Origin of the sequence: Shewanella loihica PV-4 (genome assembly GCF_000016065.1) — a bacterium.
In the GTDB taxonomy this organism is placed as follows: Bacteria; Pseudomonadota; Gammaproteobacteria; order Enterobacterales; family Shewanellaceae; genus Shewanella; species Shewanella loihica.
Genome location: NC_009092.1, coordinates 3,038,377 through 3,055,250, shown reverse-complemented (window position 1 = coordinate 3,055,250; position 16,874 = coordinate 3,038,377). Strand labels below are relative to the sequence as shown.

Here is a 16,874-nt window from a genome sequence, read left to right as displayed (position 1 = left end):
ATTGCGCAGGGCGCTAAAACTACTTTTCTGTGGTGGGCAACAATATGGCCTGACCGACGCACAGGGCTTGGCTAACACAGGCCTTGCTCGGCTCCTCGATGAGGGCGCAGCGCTTGATGATCAGCCCGTTGGCGCCTTTATCGGCGGCGGCGCGGCGGGCCATGGTGCGGGCCTCGCTGACCGATGCCGGCACATCCTGGGCACGCTCCTGACAAGATTCACCCTCGACCATCCCCTTGAGCTTATAAGGACCCTTGGGCTGAGTCTCTTGAAACAGCTGGACCTCACCGGCCTTGAAGTAGTCGTCGATGGCCTGACCATCTAAATTGCTGTTGAAGGTGTATTCGCCCGCACAGCCACCGAGCAGCAGGGCAGAGAGCAGCAGGACAGACTTAGGAGCCATTTTCAGAGCAGTGGTCAGGTCGGAATTAGTCATGATTTGGGCCTGTATTAGGAAGAGAGCTCAAAACTGGCCAATAACCGGCCAGTTTTGAGTCGTTTAGAAGCAAAAGTCTAACGCTTTAGGTACTTTTGATAAAGTTGTTGTTGGCGATTATTGAGATCTATTTGGCGACCGTCGATAAACACAGCATCTATCTTGCTCGCGGCGGGATCGAGAATGTCGCCCTTGGAGAGTACCAGGTTGGCGCGGTAGCCCACGGCGATGGCGCCCATATCATCCACGCCTATGATCTTAGCCGCATCTAGGGTGATGCTCTTAAGCGCCTCTTCCTTACTCAGGCCATAGGCCGCCGCCTGACCGGCCGCAAAGGGCAGGTTGCGGGCGTTCCAGTCGCCGCTAAAGCCTATGGCAAAGGGCACGCCCGCCTGTTTCAGCAGGGCTGGGATCTTAAAGCTCATCTCCACCGGCTCATCCTTGCGCAGCGGCAGGCTGAGGGTGCGGTTGTAGATCACAGATGCGCCGATCTCACCCAGTTGATCCGCCAGGCGCCAGGCGTCATAGCCGCCGACAAATACCAGCTTGAAGCCATAGGGGCGGGTCATGGCGATGGCGCGCTCTATCTCTTCGCTGCGATTGGCATGGATAAACAGGCTCGCCTTGCCCTGATACAGGGGCAGCGCCGCCTGCCAGCGGTTATCCAGCTTCTGCACAGTTCCTGCCTTGTCTGCCAGATAGTAGCGGTAGCCATCTTCGAGCTGCTCTGCTAATCGGGTCATCTGTTCATCCCGCGCCTTGAGCTGCTTGGCGGCGACCTCGTTATCTTTGGAGAGATAACGAATGGCGGGCCAGTAGAGATGGAACTGGGGCGCGGTAGCTACCAGGGCATCTTCTATTGTCCAGCTGTCGAGGGAGACCAGAGAGGACTGGCCGGCCAGGGCATCGCCCTGAGGCACCACCTGGGCATGGGTGATACCGTTGACCCTGATGGTTGGGATAAGCTCTGAGTCGGGATTGAAGGCGCTGACGGCCAGCAGCTGCGGGTTGCTGTCACCTACCTCGAAGGCGTCGTTGCTGGCGCGCATCATCTCCACCTCGACGATGCCGATAGAGGTGTCCAGCGCGATAAGTCCTGGGTAGAGATCTTGTCCGCTGGCATCGATCACCTTGGCGCCCTCTTGTGAGAGCTGTTGACCTATGGCGACTATCTTGCCCTTGTCGAACAGTACGTCGGTCGCATCCAGCACGCCGTTAAGGGCGGTGTGCACCCGGGCGTTGTGGATCAGTACCGGCTGGCTCTGGGCGCTGGCGGGCACCATGTCGTGGGCAAGTGCTGCGCAAGAGAAGAGGCCTAGGCTAAGGGCAAAGAGTGTCTTTTTCATTAGAATGCCTCCATGAATGCGTGGTTGTGGGCGCTAGATTGCTTGGCGCTGTTTTGGTTCATGGCTTTATGCTCGCTAAGGGCTGTGCCCCAGGCATTGTAGTGGGTATCGCAGTGCCACTGGGGCTCGCTCTTCTCTTCTGGCGTCTCGCCGGGGACCTCGGGTTTATCCCGGGTCAATACCGCCTGGATCAGCGCGGCGCGCTCCAGCTCGACCTCATGTTGCGCCTGCTTATCCTGCTGGCGGTCGAAGTAGCGACGACCGCCCACCCAGGTGTTCTCCACCTTGGCATAGACGGAGAGGGGAGAGTCGCTCCAGAGCACCAGGTCGGCCTGTTTGCCTTCCTCCAGCGAGCCGGTCAGCTGGTCGATCCCCAGCTGTTTGGCCGGGTTGATGGTGACCATGTTCCAGGCATCAGTTGGCGACATGTCGCAATACATCATGGATTTCGCGGCCTCCTGATTGAGGCGTCTCTGCATCTCATAGTCGTCCGAGTTGATGCTGGTGAGTACCCCCTTGTTGTGCATCAGGCAGGTGTTCTGCGGAATAGCATCATAGACCTCGAACTTGTAGGCCCACCAGTCGGAGAAGGTGGAGGCGTAGGTGCCATGCTTGGCCATCTCTTCGGCCACCTTGTAGCCCTCCAGGATATGGGTGAAGGTACCGACCTTAAACTTGTAGGCCTCGGCGAGGCGCAGGAACATCAAGATCTCAGACTGCACATAGGAGTGAATGTGTACCTGACGATCGCCACGTAGCACCTCGGCTACCGCTTCGAGGCGATAGTTTGGCTTAGGCGCTACCTGCTTGCGTTGCTGACTGCTGCGTAGGCGATCGAAGTCTGCCAGGGCTTTCTCGTAGGCGAGCGCCTCGTTGAAGGCCTCCTCAAACAGTGACTTCACCCCGATGCGGCTCTGGGGGAAGCGACGGTTGTAGTTGTCGCCCCAGTTGGCCTGCTTGACGTTTTCACCCAGGGCAAACTTGATGCTGGCGGGGGCCTGCTTGAGCTTCATCGCCTCGGCGCTCTCGCCCCAGCGCATCTGGATCACCTGGGCCTGTCCGCCTATGGGGTTGGCGCTGCCGTGGAGGATCTGCGCCGTGGTCACCCCGCCCGCCAGAGCGCGGTAGATGGCGATATCGTCTGGGTTGATCACATCGCCGATACGCACCTCGGCGGTGACGGCGTCGGTATCTTCGTTGGTGCCGCCGTTAAGGGCGATGTGGGAGTGCTCGTCGATAATACCTGCGCTCAGGTGTTTACCCGTGGCATCCAGGGTTTGGTAGCCAGATGGCGTCTTGAGGGATTGGCCAATCTTCTCGATACGACCATCGCGGATAAGCAGATCATAGCCTTCCAGCACCCCTTGCTCGCTCGAGGTCCACAGGGTGGCATTTTTGATATGCAGGCGCTTAGCCTTGGGCTGCGCCGTTAGGCCGTAGGCGGTGTTGGGCTTGGTCAGCTTAGAGACGAGTTCGGGCGCAGGTGACTCGGCCGCTTTCTGTTCATCACTCTTATCACTCTCACCACTGCCATCAATGGCGTTTTTGGCCATCACCACACCAGCTATGGGGTGTTGGCGATTGCTCTTGTCGAGCATACGACCGTGAATACCCTGGGCGTCGAACCAGAGGGTGAAACGGCTGATGCCAGGGTAACCCGCCTCGCCGAGCTCGGCGTTGAAGGTGAGACGCTCCTTGGCATACTTAAGATCGCTAAGTTTGATCTCCTGCTCGCCGCTGGCCAGGGTGCCGCTCAGCTTGTCGTCATCGACTAAGTCCAGATCTAGGGTGAGTTCGCCCAGGGTCAGCTGATAGCCCTGGCTTAGCCAGTGTCTGTCGCGGGGCACTTTTTGGGTCTCGCTGCCTTGGAGCCAGACGCTGACTATCTTGCCTTGGGTAAAGATGTCGCCGTTGGTGACCACAAGATCCGCCATGAAGCCGGGTTTCAGCTTGCCGCTGAATGCCGAGATGCCGGCAATTTCTGCCGCCTCTGTGGTGAGCGCCGCCAATGCCGTCTCTTGGCTCAGTCCCTGCTTGACCGCCTGTCTGAGTCTAGGCCAGAAGGCGTCGGCCTTGATGCCATGTTGGGTAAAGGCAAAGGGAATACCGGCTCTTTCCAGTGCATGAGGATTACTCGGCGCGCGTTCCCAGTGGCGCAGATGAGCCAGGCTTATCTCTCTCTCTTTATCGCCATCTTTAATATTGGGCGCCGCGGGAAAATTGAGCGGCGCAATTATGCTAAAGCCACTGGCTTTCACCTCATCGATTCGCGCATATTCTCGGCCACTGCCGACCAGAGTCGCCGGCAATTTAAACTCGTTTAATAAGTGAGCAGCCCGCAGTAAGTTATTTAAATTCTTGGTTTCAAATACCGTAGGGCTCTTGCTTATATCGCTCAGGCGTTCGAGCGCGATATTAAACTCTATGTTCTTCTCTTGGGTGGCCGAGTCCGCTTTATCGATATTGGCCTGATACCAGTTGGCATCGGCCAGAGTTTGCCGAATAAGGGCGATGCTACCCATCAAGGAGTTGGGATAATCCTGAATCGAACTGCCTTTATCGAAGGCGAGCAGGTGGCTGGATTTTGCGCGATAAATAATGTCATTGGCTTTTAACGCCGCCAGCGAGACAGTCGCTGCCCGGCCTCTGAATATCCCATCCAACATGCCGGTTTGTACGCTGGTAAATCCATTATCTATCCATTGCTTCGCCGCTTCCTGGTCGGGATAAATATAGTTAAACCACTCTTTCTCTGCGTGCACGGCACCATTATCGGCGTTGCCACCGATACGCTTAATTTCATATACCGGGCGAGCCACTTTCTGCTGGTCATATTTAAAGTCGATACCGTAATTGGTGTAGGGATCGATAAAGCCGGGATATATCAACTTACCCGTCATGTCGATGACATAGGCATCCTCGGGTATTTTGTCGTTGGGGATAATGGCTTTAATTTTATTATCTTCAATTAACAGTGTGGCATCCTGCTTGGTTTCGCCGGGGGCGATCATCAGGGTGGCGTGGGATAGCGCCGTTAATTTTGGCGTGTTATCAGTTAATTGAGAATTCGCTATCGCGGACGGACTCGCCAAGAGACAGGCCGCCAGACTCGCGCTCACAGAGAGAAAATGGATTCGCATAGAGTTTAATTATTATTGGCTGGGATCAAAAGTAGCTCAAGATTATCCCATATCATGAACAATTTCCAAGGGCGGAACTGTATCGGTTTATGTCAAACCATAGGGCAGGTGTTATCCGAAAGGATAGGCTATTGATTGGCTAACTTTAACGGGAATAGTAGCAAGGAATAATGCCCAGAAGAATGGCCTAAACGAATGACCTAAATAAGGATAGATAAAATACTCTAGAGATGCCCAAGGCAAATGAGCGACATAAAGGGCAAAACGCGCTTAATCACAAATAAAGAGTAGAAATAAAAAAGCCAACCTTGAGGTTGGCTTTTGCTTGCGACGCCCTAAGTGGGGCGTTTAGGCTTAGATAAGGAAGTCTTCGAGTGAACGACCCTTATCTAATTCATTCTTAAATACGGTTGGTGTGCGACCCTGACCCGTCCAAGTGATCGTTTCGCCATTCACTTCAATTTTATATTTTGGTGGGCGTGGAGCACGTTTTTTAGGAGCTGGCTTAGCAGCCACTGTACCTAAATCGTCAATTGATAAACCAACAGCTTCCATTTGTTGGCGAATCTCTTCTATCTTTGCATTGCGCTCGGCCATAACCGCGCTTTCTTCTTCTGCTTGCTTCTCTTTCTCGGTGATGATTTTTTCAAGCTTAACCGCTACATCTTTTAAATCTTCTACCGACAAATCTTTAACAGCAGCTTTAAAGCGACGACCATGCGTCAATATATCTAGAAATTCGCTCATATTAATTATGTCCTGCTTAAAAATAAAATAGTAAATAGGATTACAGGGCTAATAATAGAAACTAAAAAAGGTTTTATCAAACGAATTAAATGAATATTTGACGCTTTAATGTAAATTTTATTTCAGCTTCTCTATTTTCGCCCCTTTTTGACCCTTTACTTCCCTTTAAACACGCTGTTTTTGATCTGATACAAAGATGCTGATGACTTCCTGTTGACGTTAACGTCAACAGCACGTAAAGTGGCATAAGTTGGTGATAGTTTCGCTATGCACTATTTGTTATCCAGAATAAAGACGTAAGAAGGAAGCCTTATGAAAGTATTGGTGCCAGTTAAACGCGTCGTCGATGCTAATGTGAAGGTCAGGGTTAACGCTGACAATACAAATGTCGATACCGCAAATCTGAAGATGGCCATTAACCCATTTTGTGAGATTGCTGTAGAAGAAGCGGTACGTTTGAAAGAAGCAGGTATTGCGACCGAGATTGTGGTAGCAACCATAGGGCCTAAAGCGTCGCAAGAGCAGCTACGCACGGCGATGGCGCTGGGCGCCGACCGCGGTATTCATGTTGAAACCGATGAAGAGCTTGCTCCGCTTTCTATTGCAAAGATCCTTAATGCGATTCAAGCCAATGAACAGGCTCAGCTGATCATGCTGGGTAAGCAATCGATCGATGGCGACAACAATCAGACTGGCCAGATGCTGGCGGCGTTGGCTGGACTGCCTCAGGCTACCTTTGCTTCTGAGGTGAAGGTTGAGGGCGAACAACTTGTGGTGACCCGTGAAATCGACGGCGGCCTGCAGACCCTTAAGATGCCACTGCCTGCGATTGTCACCACAGACCTGCGTCTGAACGAGCCTCGCTATGCCAAATTACCTAACATCATGAAGGCGAAACGTAAGCCGCTCGATACCGTGACGGTAGACAGCCTGGGCGTGACCCTGAAGCAGCACCAGAAGGTGCTCAAGGTGACACCGCCTGCCGAGCGTCAAGCGGGTATTATGGTGGCTTCTGTCGAGGAGCTGGTGGAAAAGCTAAAGAATGAAGCGAAGGTGATCTAAATGGCGATTCTAGTAATAGCAGAACATGATAATGCGACTTTAAAACTCGATACCGCCAAGGTTGTGGCTTGTGCCCAGGCTATCGGCAGCGAAGTCGATGTACTGGTAGCCGGTCATAACTGTGGCGCCGCGGCCGATAGCGCCAAGCAGCTTGCCGGTGTACGTCAGGTACTGGTTGCCGATAGCGGCGTTTATGCCAATGCCATCGCCGAAAACCTGTCACAGCTGATCGTCTCAGTGGCCAGCGAGTATCAACACATTCTGGCTGCGGCTTCAAGCGTAGGTAAAGATGTGCTGCCTCGTGTGGCGGCGCTTCTGGATGTGGCGCAGCTTTCTGAAGTGGTCGAAGTGGTGAGCGAAGACACCTTCGTGCGTCCTATCTATGCCGGTAGCGCCATGGCGACGGTTCAGAGCCTGGATAACATCAAGGTGATGACGGTTCGTGCCAGCGCCTTCGATGCGGTAGCCCAGGACGGTAGCGCCTCGGTGCAGACCCTAGACAACGAATATAGCGGCGATGTTGAGTTTGTAACTCAGACTCTGTCAGTGTCTGAGCGTCCAGATCTAGGCGCCGCTTCAGTAGTGGTTTCAGGTGGCCGCGCCATGGGCAGCGCCGAGAATTTCGCGATTCTCGAGCAGCTTGCCGATAAGCTGGGCGGGGCACTGGGTGCATCGCGCGCCGCGGTCGATGCCGGTTACGTGCCAAACGATCTACAGGTTGGTCAGACGGGTAAGATTGTCGCGCCGGATCTCTATATCGCCGTGGGTATCTCGGGTGCCATCCAGCACCTTGCGGGGATGAAAGATTCTAAGGTGATCGTGGCGATCAACAAAGATCCAGAGGCGCCTATCTTCCAGGTAGCCGACTATGGTCTGGAAGCGGATCTGTTCGAGGCGGTGCCTAAGCTACTCGAACTTCTTTAATAAAATGTAAATGCTTGGTGAGCACTTTGGTGTTCATCTAAAATTTAGTGTGATATAGATCACATGGAGCGGCTTTGAGGTAGCGTCCTTAAAGCCGCTTGTGTTTTTATGTGCCTCACGTTTGCCGATAGTGACATTGGCAGGCGTCCTGAGACGTAGAGGTGCATTAAATATCAGTAGTATTCGTTAGGGTGATGCCGTTAAGCGAATATGAAAGGATTTGGTGCCGAAGTGGTGGAGTTGATCAAGGCTTGCCGCTGGGGCTGTCATCGAATAGAGGCAGCACTGCCATAGTGCTTCTTATCTGGATTGATAAGTGGAAGGTATACCGAGAATGGGTATCACTATGGAGCGCTACTGATAGGACAGGTGTAATATCTCATGCTATATCCCACCAGTTCAGTTGCCCTCCATTCGTATTTTAACGAAGACAAAATTTTACAATGACAACTTTGAGTTATGCCGATTCGGCACTTTCTTTGCTGCCGCCCGTGGTAGCGATTCTGCTGGCGATCTTTACCCGCCGCGTTCTGCTCTCACTCGGTGTGGGGATCCTCCTGGGGGCACTGTTAATTGCCGACTTTTCACCGCTGGATATGGGTCAATACCTGGGACAGCAGGTGGTGGGCCTGTTTTGGGATGATGGCGCCCTAAACAGCTGGAACGTTTATCTGCTGGGCTTCTTGATTCTGCTTGGGATGATCACCGCCCTGATCACCGTCAGCGGCGCCGCCAAGGCCTTTGCCGATTGGGCGCGCCAGCATATTCGCAACAAGCGTGATGCTAAGCTGCTCACCATGTTCCTAGGCTGCGTGGTCTTTATCGATGATTACTTCAATAGCCTGGTGGTGGGCAGTGTCGCCAGACCCCTCACCGACAGATACTATATCTCGCGCAGCAAACTGGCTTATTTGCTGGACTCAACCGCCGCGCCTATCTGTGTGATCTCGCCCGTCTCTAGCTGGGGTGCCTACATCATCGCGCTGATCGGCGGCATACTCACCGCCCACGGCTTCACCGACAGCGGTCATCTGAGCGTGTTTATTCAGATGATCCCGATGAACTTCTACGCCATCTTCGCCCTGGTGCTGCTGCTATGCGTCGCCTTCATGGGGCTGGATGTGGGGCCCATGCGCCAGCATGAACTCAACGCGCAGAAGGGTAACCTGTATGACGAGGCCAAGGGCCTGCCGCCAGGAGCTAACAGCGACCTGCCCGAGGCCGATTCCGGCAAGATCTTAGGCCTGTTCCTGCCGATCACTGTGCTGGTGTTTGCCACCATCTACTTCATGATAGGTAGCGGCGCCGATGCTCTGGCGGCGGAGAACCTGCCCTTTAGCGTCATTGGTGCCTTCGAGAAGACAGACGTTGCCTCATCGCTCTTCTTCGGCGCCGTGGTTGGCCTGGCCGCGACCTTGGTATTGGTGGTCAGTCAGGGGCTGGATAAGGCGCTTATCTTCAAAGGCGTGATTGCCGGTGCCCGCTCTATGCTGCCCGCCATCTATATTCTGCTGTTCGCCTGGACCATCGCCGGCGTGATAGGTCAGATGGAGACGGGTAAATATATGGCCAGCCTGGCGACCGGTAATATTCCCTTCGCGCTGCTGCCGGCCGTACTGTTCGTGCTGGCGGGTCTGACTGCCTTCTCTACCGGCACCAGCTGGGGCACTTTCGGCATCATGCTGCCTATCGCCGCCGATATGGCCATGGGCACCCATACCAACATGATGTTGCCTATGCTGGCCTCTGTGCTGGCGGGCGCCGTGTTTGGCGATCACTGCTCGCCTATCTCGGACACCACCATCTTGTCTTCTACCGGCGCCAACTGTCACCACATAGACCATGTGCTGACTCAGCTGCCCTATGCCCTTATCGTGGCGGGGATCAGCCTGGTGGGTTATACCGTGCTGGGCTTCACCGAATCCGTGGGTGCCGGTCTGGCGGCTTGTAGTGCGCTGTTTGTGGTGAGCGTTTTGGTGCTGCGCCATAAGGCCAATCGCCCGGCTTAATTCAGCTACGCCAAATCAAGGTTCATTAGATATAAAAATGCCGCTCATCGAGCGGCATTTTTTTATGAGTGACTCCCCATCAATGGTGAGTCAGTTGAGGCAGGAATTAGTTGAGGCCGCGGCGCTGAAGCAGGGCATCAGTGGTCGGTGCCTGGCCACGGAAGGCCTTGTAGGCTTCCATCGGCGGCACGCTGTTACCCACCTCGCGGATGGTCTTGCGATACTTCATGCCTATTTCGCGGTTGAGGCCGCCCTGGGTCTGCACATAGGCGAAGGCGTCGGCCGCCAGGATTTCGCTCCACATGTAGGCGTAGTAGCTGGCCGAATAGCCACCCGGGAAGGCGTGGGCAAAGTAGGTCGACTTGTAACGTGGCGGCACGGCGGCGATATTGATGCCGTGTTTCTCTAGTGCCTTGGCTTCGAACTCGGCCACATCCTGCAGCGGAGTGTCGGCGCTCAGTGAGTGCCACTCGAGATCCACCAGGGCCGCCGCCATATATTCCAAGGTGTCGAAGCCTTGGTTAAAGCTGCGTGATTTCAGCAGTTTTTGCAGCAGCTCATCGGGGATCACTTCGCCTGTCTCATAGTGCTTGGCGTAGTTGGCCAGCACCTCGGGGTGGGCCGCCCAATCTTCTTCGAAGGTCGAGGGAAACTCGACAAAGTCGCGGGACACGGCGGTGCCAGACAGGCTAGGGTAGGTCACCTTAGAGAACATGCCGTGGGTGCCATGGCCCATCTCGTGGAACATGGTGGTGACTTCATCGTAGCTGACGAAGGTCGGCTCACCCTCTGGGGCCTTCTTGATGTTCATCACGTTGACCACCACAGGCTTCTGGTTTAGCAGCTTAGACTGAGTCACGAAGGAGCTCATCCAGGCGCCGCCGCGCTTGCCTTCGCGGGCAAAGTAGTCGGCGTAGAAGATCGCCATCGAGCTGCCGTCGGCGTCAAACATCTCGTAGGCCTTCACATCTTCGTGGTAGACAGGCAGGTCCGGGCGCGGCTTGAGGGTCACACCATAGAGACGCTCCAGGGTGAAGAAGACGCCATCTTGCAGCACGCGATTGAACTCGAAATAAGGCTTGATGGCGGCGCCGTCAAGGTCGAACTTGTCTTTACGTACCTTCTCGGCATAAAAAGCCCAGTCCCATGGCGCCAGAGTGAAGTCGCCACCAGTCTTGTCGATCATCGCCTGGATATCATTGGCTTCCTTCTGGGTGTTGGCCACCACGGCGGGCACCATAGAGCCGAACATCTGGTAGACGGCATCTGGAGTCTTGGCCATTTGCGGCGTCAGGCGGTAGTCGGCCCAGCTCTTGTAACCCAGTAATTGGGCGCGCTCGGCGCGAAGCTGTGCCAGGCGGGCAACCAGAGTGGCGGTCTCGTTCTCACCGCTCATGCCGCGAGTCGATGAGGCCTGCCACACCTTCTGGCGCAGCTCACGGTTTTCCAGTTTCGCCAGGATTGGCTGGCGGGTGGTATTGGTGATATTGATGAGATACTTGCCTTCATGGCCCGCGGCTTTGGCATCGGCCTTGGCGGCGCGGATCTCGCTGTCTGACAGTCCCTTGAGTTCATCGACGCTGTCGACCACGACGGCGATCTCTTTGGTGAGTCTCAGCAGACGCTGACCAAATTCGTTGGTAAGCTTAGATTGCTCTTCGTTAAGCAGACGTATTTGCGCTTTTTGCGCCTCGGTCAGCTTGGCACCGGCCATGACGAAGCGTTGGTGGTAGATCTCGATGAGGCGCACCTCTTCGGCGGTCAGCCCTAAGGTGTTGCGGCTCTGATACAGGCTGTCGATGCGGGCAAATAGCTTGCCGTTGAGGTGGATGTTGTCCGAGTGGGCGGCCATCTTAGGTGCCATCTCGCCTTGAAGCTTACGCAGCGCCGGGTTGCTGTTTGACCCTGTTAGGTTATAGAACACCTTGGAGGCGCGGGTCAGCAGCTCGCCGCTGGTTTCCAGTGCCACTATGGTGTTGGCAAAGGTGGCGGACTCGCTGTTGTCGGCAATGGTCAGCACCTGGGCATAATGCTCATTGATGCCTTGCTCTAGGGCGCTCTTAAAATGCTCATCTTTGATCTGGCTAAAATCTGGGGCTTGATATTGCAGGGTGCTTGGCTGCATCAGTGGGTTTTGCGCCTCGATGCTGGCGGTGGCCTGTGTGGTTGAGCTGCTTGATTGACAACCACTGAGGAGCAGTGTGGTCGATAAGGCGCCGACGACGGCAAAGGCGATAAGATTCAATTTCATCTAGTACAACTTCCTTAGATTTGCGATTGTTATTTTTATGTGGGCGAGTTTGGCGTTAATGTAGCTTTTGTAAATTAACTCAGGCTGAAAATGGCTCTGGGGCCAAGAAAAAAGGAGCCTGGCGAAGGGCTCCTTTGGTTGGAACTAGGGATAATGTTTAATTACCTTGCTGTCACCTCAGGCGTTAGCGGGTAAAGTTATGGTAGTTTTCGATACCAAAACTGCTGCCTTCGGCGTGACAGGTTGCACAAGACTCGGTGGTGCTGAGCTTGTACCACTCGGTAGCAGGTACATCTTCCGTGGTGGTACCGCCGTTTTGCATCATGTGGTTCAGCGCGCTGTCGTCGTTATGGCAGGCGTAACAGTTGGCCGTGATTGGGCTGGCCATCTTGTTGCTTACACCATAGGCACGTGCTTTGATGAACTGATTTGGTACGGCTTTCAGATCAACCACACCGCTGTCGTGACAGGCCACACAGCCGGTCTGCGGCGCGATCACGCTGGCAGAGTTAGACACTTCCTTGCCGTTCTCATCCAGGCTCTTGCTGCCCACACCCCAGTGCATGCTGTGCACCATAGGGCCGAAACCTGGTGAAGAGTTGCCGGCGCGGCGATCTTGACCATTGTTGTGACAGGCCACACAGCCCAGACCACCTTCGGCGAAGTTACCATTCTTGTGGAAGTTGGCTTCGCTGTTGTGACAGGTAGTGCAAGACTCGCTGCCGACGTTGTGACGACGCTCGTAGGCTGTCACAGCGCCATCGGCTTGTGATGCCACATCTGTGTAGCCGTGGATAGTCACCACGTCAGATTCGGCGCCCATGTAGTCTTTGGCGGTGAAGCTGACACGTAGTGAGGCCATCAAGCCTGCATCAGCCCAAGCCGTCAGATCCGGCGTTGAGCCGACGACATGTGGATTTCCGTGGCCAGCATCTTGCGCAAAACACATGGTCTTGCGACCCTCTGCGTCATAGCTGTAATCATAGGCACCTGTAACACGGCCAATCACGCTGTCGTTATACACACCGTGCAGGTATGAGCCCACATAGTTAATTGGCTTGTCAGGGTTATGAATTGTTTGGGTATCATCAAACAGTTCATGTAGGTCGACTAAGGTTTCCTTGCCTTCGGCATCGACCATAAACAGAGACAGTGTGGTACACCATTGACCCGCAGCACCTGAATCTGGGAACCAGGCTGGCGCCGTACCCGTCACCTTGTAGCTATCCTTGATCGCTTGGTTAGAGGTGATGGCGCTCTTGGCTTCGTGTAGCTTACGCAGATCTGAGCCATTGCCGAGAACGATATCGCCTGGGATGCCGCCAGTGTCATGACAGTCGATACAGCCTGGGCCGGCAACGTTGACGTTGACGGTTGGCTCGCTGTGACAAGAACTACAGTTCAAGGCGCTAAAGCCGGTCTCAAATTCCTGGTGATTGATGTGACCTATCTTAGAGAGGGTGTTTCTGGCGTAGCCGCCAACTGAGAAGCCTTGTTCATTCACCACATTGCGGCTCACCGAGCCGTGACAGACCATACAGCCTTCGACGAAGGTGACTTCACCGTCCATGCCTTGAGACACATAGCTTGAGTGACGATTCGGGCTGGTCGAGTAGTCGACGTGACAGGAGAAACAGGCTTCCGTGGTGGTCGAGAAGGCGCCTTCTGGCTTGTTGACCACTATCTCATTGGAGCGAGCGATACCCGATTCGCTGTTACCGCCGACACGTAGCCAGACGATCCCTTCGGTACCGGCGTTGACCCCAGGCATAGGGGCATCGAAGCGGTAGTGGCCGTCACCCAGAGCGGTCAGTGTCGCGCCCTCTGTGCTCATGGTTACCGCGCCGCCGATGTGGACATTGTCTTCCACTTCGTTGATTGGGCTTTCGTTACGGTTGTTGATAAAGCCTTTGTCGGTCAGTGCGGCGACTTTACCTTCGGCGTTCATCAGGCCATTGACCAGCTCTTCGTTTTCATTGGTAAGTTCGAATTCGAAGCTGATGGTGCCTTCGCCCAAGGTGTAGTCGATCACCTTAACGAAGCTCTCCAGAGAGCTGGTTGCTACCGGCGGTTTCCAAGATTCGCCTGGTGCGCCGGGTTGACCATCAACCCCATCTTTACCATCTTTACCGTCATCTCCACTGCATCCTACTAGCGCACCGGTCAGCACGGCGGCGACCAGGTAGGCGAGTCTTTTCGATGTGAATAATTTCATCATTCATCTCCGTTCGATCCAAAGTGCCAGATGTGATGCCTTAGGGCGACTGCTTGCAGGGGAGGGCATTCGTCTCAACACATACCCTGAGCCTTTTGGATACTGGTTATATTTATTATTTAAACCGACGCTAATGCATCTATCGATAAAGAAAATGGATGCTAAAGCTATCGATTCGAAAATGAGTGTATTGTTAAATCTCTGTTGGTTATTTGACCCAATTCACAGGAAGGTGTATCTCTTTGGAGGTAGATCTCATTTTTGTTAAATTTATTAAAAATCAATAACTTGTTTAATGTTTATTAAGTTTGAATTAAGGTTGAATTAAGCCTGGGTTTGCATTTTCGTAACATCTTGGGCTGGGGCATAGTTAAAGGCCCTTTGGGGATATCTGAAGGGACATCTGAAGGGACATTAGTTGGGACATTAGGAGGAACATTTGAGGGAACAACTGAGTGGGCAAGGGTAATGTCGAAGAAGCCATAGGAAAGGGCGAAGCGCCAAAAGCCAAAAGCCAAAAGCCAAAAGCTAAGAGGGGCGCCTGCAAGCGAGTCTATTGTCGAGCCAGCGAGGGAATAGGCCTCTAGCTCGCCTATTCCTCAGTCTTGTTATCCTGTTATTCTCTAATCACTTTTGCCTTTTGCCTTTTGCCTTTTGCCTTTTCGCCTTTTAGGCTTAGTGACTGGCTATTGGCGAGTGTCTATCTCCTAAGCTTTCACCTTCCAACTCTCCTTTACCCTTTCACTCTTTTGTCTATGGCTTTGCTTTGAGCTTGTTAACGGCCCAGGATAAAGCGAGGGGAAAGCATGATAATGTGCGGCATCGCCCAATGCTAAGGCCTTTGGCGCTGCTAATTGACGCAAGATGGTGATAGAATCGCTCGATAACAATAATCAGGGGACTACTCGCTTTGGCACAGCTCTATTTTTACTATTCGGCAATGAATGCCGGCAAATCTACCTCACTGCTTCAATCTTCCTATAACTATCGCGAACGTGGCATGAATACCTTGGTCATGACGGCGTCGATCGATGATCGCTACGGTGTGGGTAAGGTGGCGTCTCGTATCGGTATCGAAACCGATGCTCAGGTGTTTGCCAACGACGATAACCTGATCGAGATGGTTAAAACCGCTTGTCAGGCGCAGACCCTGCACTGCATCTTGATCGATGAGTCGCAGTTTCTCAGCAAGGAGCAGGTGAGACAGCTGACCTATGTGGTCGACGTGATGGATATTCCTGTGCTCTGTTATGGCCTGAAGACAGATTTCCAGGGTGAGCTGTTTAGTGGCAGTCAGTACCTGTTAGCCTGGGCCGATAAGCTGGTGGAACTCAAGACCATATGTCATTGTGGTCGCAAGGCCAACATGGTGGTGCGACTCGATGGCGAAGGCCGCCCGATGAAAGAGGGTGAGCAGGTGGCCATCGGCGGTAACGAGAGTTACGAGTCAGTGTGCCGTAAGCATTTTCGCGAATTCCTGTGGGATTAATACCCGCCTAGGTGATCGCACCATTAAAGAAGCCACCCTCGGGGTGGCTTTTTTAATGGCCTAATGTCTTGAGTATGCTCTGGTCGTCAGAGGCGCTAACCGCTGCATGGGTTTATGGGGTGTGTCAGAGCATTAGGTGAATAGGTTTAAGAGGTGAAAAGGTTTATGAGGTGAATAGATTTATGAGGTGAGTGGCACGCCCTGCACCTCATCGGCTTTCTCGTCATGGCGCTGGGGATGTTCGGGGAACCACTTCTCATAGAGGCGCTGGATCTCGCCTTCGCTGATCAGCGCCTCCAGCGCCTCGTCGATCTGCACTAGCAGTTGATGATTGCCGCGTTTGACGGCAAAGGCCACCGGCGAGCCCGGGTCCGGGTTGTCCAGTATCTTAACTTCTATCCCCATCTGTTGCGCCAGGTAGAGGCCGACTGCCTTGGGCATGATGGCCGCCTGGATCTTGCCCTCTTTTAACAGCTGCATCGACCTCTCCTTGCTCGGAGTGGCGATGATGCGAAAATCGTACAGTGTGCCCAGCTCCTTCCAGTGGGTCTCTATGTAAGAGTGGCGATCGCCGCTGACAAACTGGTTATGAAGATCTTCCAGCTTAGTGATCTGCTGGTTATCTTCGAGAATGAAGATAACGTCATATCGATAGTAATAAGGCCGGGTGAAGTCGAAAAACTTGGTCCTGAGGGCGTTGATCTCCATGCCGGCGATCAGCTCGATATCACCGAATCTGAGTTCGTTGAACACCAGATCCCAGGCCTGCTGCCGAAACTGAAACGGCATGCCAAGACGCTTGAATATCAGCCTGGCCACGTCGGCATCAAACCCTGTGGTCTCACCGCCTGCGGAAAACTGATAGGGGGGGAATCCTGTGGCTACACCGCAGCGCGCCGCTGGGGTATGCTGCGCCAGCGCCGGCAGGCTCAAAAAGAGGAGGAGGGCAGCAAGGAGCTGCGTCTTGTAGGCAAAATAGTGCATCAGTTGAGGTGGCCTGCAAATTTCATCATTTCACTCTTACGGCTTTAGTTTAGTTGGTTTTGTCATCTTGATGGCGAACGCGCTATGGGCCACCCTGGCAGGCGCGTCGTCGCTAAAGGCCATGATAATAGTGTGGATTAGACGTAAATAGCAAACAAAAGCTGTTACAAGGTATTTTGTGGTCATAAATTCAACGAATTAGGTGAAAATAATCTTTATTATTAACGTCTTAATTAGTAGCTGTTGAAGGATGCCTCCTATGAGATCTGGT

General features: G+C 53.7%; 11 protein-coding genes and 1 riboswitch. Of the genes, 4 read left to right on the top strand and 7 right to left on the bottom strand.

Going from position 1 to position 16,874, the window contains the following annotated elements:
* Positions 1-19: 19 nt before the first annotated feature.
* From rcsF to SHEW_RS13380, 4 genes are all read right to left on the bottom strand, one after another.
* Complete coding sequence (gene rcsF, locus SHEW_RS13395) at positions 20-403, bottom strand: Rcs stress response system protein RcsF (RefSeq protein ID WP_041407313.1); 384 nt, start codon at positions 401-403, stop codon at positions 20-22.
* A 110-nt stretch (positions 404-513) separates the two neighbouring features.
* Positions 514-1,782 carry an amidohydrolase family protein gene (locus SHEW_RS13390; RefSeq protein WP_011866384.1) on the bottom strand — a complete coding sequence of 423 codons (1,269 nt, stop codon included), beginning with the start codon at positions 1,780-1,782 and terminating at the stop codon, positions 514-516.
* Complete coding sequence (locus tag SHEW_RS13385; RefSeq protein ID WP_011866383.1) at positions 1,782-4,922, bottom strand: amidohydrolase family protein; 3,141 nt, start codon at positions 4,920-4,922, stop codon at positions 1,782-1,784. The genes SHEW_RS13390 and SHEW_RS13385 overlap by 1 nt, the downstream gene beginning before the upstream one ends.
* A gap of 354 nt (positions 4,923-5,276) precedes the next feature.
* Complete coding sequence (locus SHEW_RS13380; protein ID WP_011866382.1) at positions 5,277-5,669, bottom strand: H-NS histone family protein; 393 nt, start codon at positions 5,667-5,669, stop codon at positions 5,277-5,279.
* A gap of 312 nt (positions 5,670-5,981) precedes the next feature.
* On the opposite strand from SHEW_RS13380, the gene SHEW_RS13375 reads away from it, so the two are divergent.
* The 3 genes from SHEW_RS13375 to SHEW_RS13365 all read left to right on the top strand — a co-directional run bounded on the left by SHEW_RS13375 (position 5,982) and on the right by SHEW_RS13365 (position 9,664).
* Complete coding sequence (locus tag SHEW_RS13375) at positions 5,982-6,731, top strand: electron transfer flavoprotein subunit beta/FixA family protein (RefSeq protein ID WP_011866381.1); 750 nt, start codon at positions 5,982-5,984, stop codon at positions 6,729-6,731.
* A complete protein-coding gene (locus SHEW_RS13370) occupies positions 6,732-7,655 on the top strand; it encodes an electron transfer flavoprotein subunit alpha/FixB family protein (RefSeq protein ID WP_011866380.1) in 924 nt (307 codons plus the stop codon). It begins immediately after the preceding gene.
* A gap of 148 nt (positions 7,656-7,803) precedes the next feature.
* Positions 7,804-8,020, top strand: a riboswitch (Lysine riboswitch).
* Between the two features lie 78 nt (positions 8,021-8,098).
* A complete protein-coding gene (locus SHEW_RS13365; protein WP_011866379.1) occupies positions 8,099-9,664 on the top strand; it encodes a Na+/H+ antiporter NhaC family protein in 1,566 nt (521 codons plus the stop codon).
* Positions 9,665-9,770: 106 nt separating this feature from the next.
* On the opposite strand, the gene SHEW_RS13360 is transcribed toward SHEW_RS13365, so the two are convergent.
* Both SHEW_RS13360 and SHEW_RS13355 read right to left on the bottom strand, forming a co-directional pair.
* Positions 9,771-11,915 carry a M3 family metallopeptidase gene (locus SHEW_RS13360; RefSeq protein WP_011866378.1) on the bottom strand — a complete coding sequence of 715 codons (2,145 nt, stop codon included), beginning with the start codon at positions 11,913-11,915 and terminating at the stop codon, positions 9,771-9,773.
* A 184-nt stretch (positions 11,916-12,099) separates the two neighbouring features.
* Positions 12,100-14,130 (bottom strand): multiheme c-type cytochrome, encoded by a 2,031-nt coding sequence (locus tag SHEW_RS13355; RefSeq protein WP_041406669.1) that lies wholly within the window; start codon positions 14,128-14,130, stop codon positions 12,100-12,102.
* A 910-nt stretch (positions 14,131-15,040) separates the two neighbouring features.
* Here SHEW_RS13355 and SHEW_RS13350 point away from each other — a divergent pair.
* A complete protein-coding gene (locus SHEW_RS13350; protein ID WP_011866376.1) occupies positions 15,041-15,619 on the top strand; it encodes a thymidine kinase in 579 nt (192 codons plus the stop codon).
* Positions 15,620-15,799: 180 nt separating this feature from the next.
* On the opposite strand, the gene SHEW_RS13345 is transcribed toward SHEW_RS13350, so the two are convergent.
* Positions 15,800-16,603 carry a transporter substrate-binding domain-containing protein gene (locus SHEW_RS13345; protein ID WP_011866375.1) on the bottom strand — a complete coding sequence of 268 codons (804 nt, stop codon included), beginning with the start codon at positions 16,601-16,603 and terminating at the stop codon, positions 15,800-15,802.
* Positions 16,604-16,874 lie beyond the last annotated feature (271 nt).

Bases quoted from the DNA above. Each gene is read 5' to 3' on its own strand.
- rcsF (WP_041407313.1), bottom strand. From the start codon at position 403: ATGGCTCCTAAGTCTGTCCTGCTGCTCTCTGCCCTGCTGCTCGGTGGC.
- SHEW_RS13390 (WP_011866384.1), bottom strand. From the start codon at position 1,782: ATGAAAAAGACACTCTTTGCCCTTAGCCTAGGCCTCTTCTCTTGCGCA.
- SHEW_RS13385 (WP_011866383.1), bottom strand. From the start codon at position 4,922: ATGCGAATCCATTTTCTCTCTGTGAGCGCGAGTCTGGCGGCCTGTCTC.
- SHEW_RS13380 (WP_011866382.1), bottom strand. From the start codon at position 5,669: ATGAGCGAATTTCTAGATATATTGACGCATGGTCGTCGCTTTAAAGCT.
- SHEW_RS13375 (WP_011866381.1), top strand. From the start codon at position 5,982: ATGAAAGTATTGGTGCCAGTTAAACGCGTCGTCGATGCTAATGTGAAG.
- SHEW_RS13370 (WP_011866380.1), top strand. From the start codon at position 6,732: ATGGCGATTCTAGTAATAGCAGAACATGATAATGCGACTTTAAAACTC.
- SHEW_RS13365 (WP_011866379.1), top strand. From the start codon at position 8,099: ATGACAACTTTGAGTTATGCCGATTCGGCACTTTCTTTGCTGCCGCCC.
- SHEW_RS13360 (WP_011866378.1), bottom strand. From the start codon at position 11,915: ATGAAATTGAATCTTATCGCCTTTGCCGTCGTCGGCGCCTTATCGACC.
- SHEW_RS13355 (WP_041406669.1), bottom strand. From the start codon at position 14,130: ATGAAATTATTCACATCGAAAAGACTCGCCTACCTGGTCGCCGCCGTG.
- SHEW_RS13345 (WP_011866375.1), bottom strand. From the start codon at position 16,603: ATGCACTATTTTGCCTACAAGACGCAGCTCCTTGCTGCCCTCCTCCTC.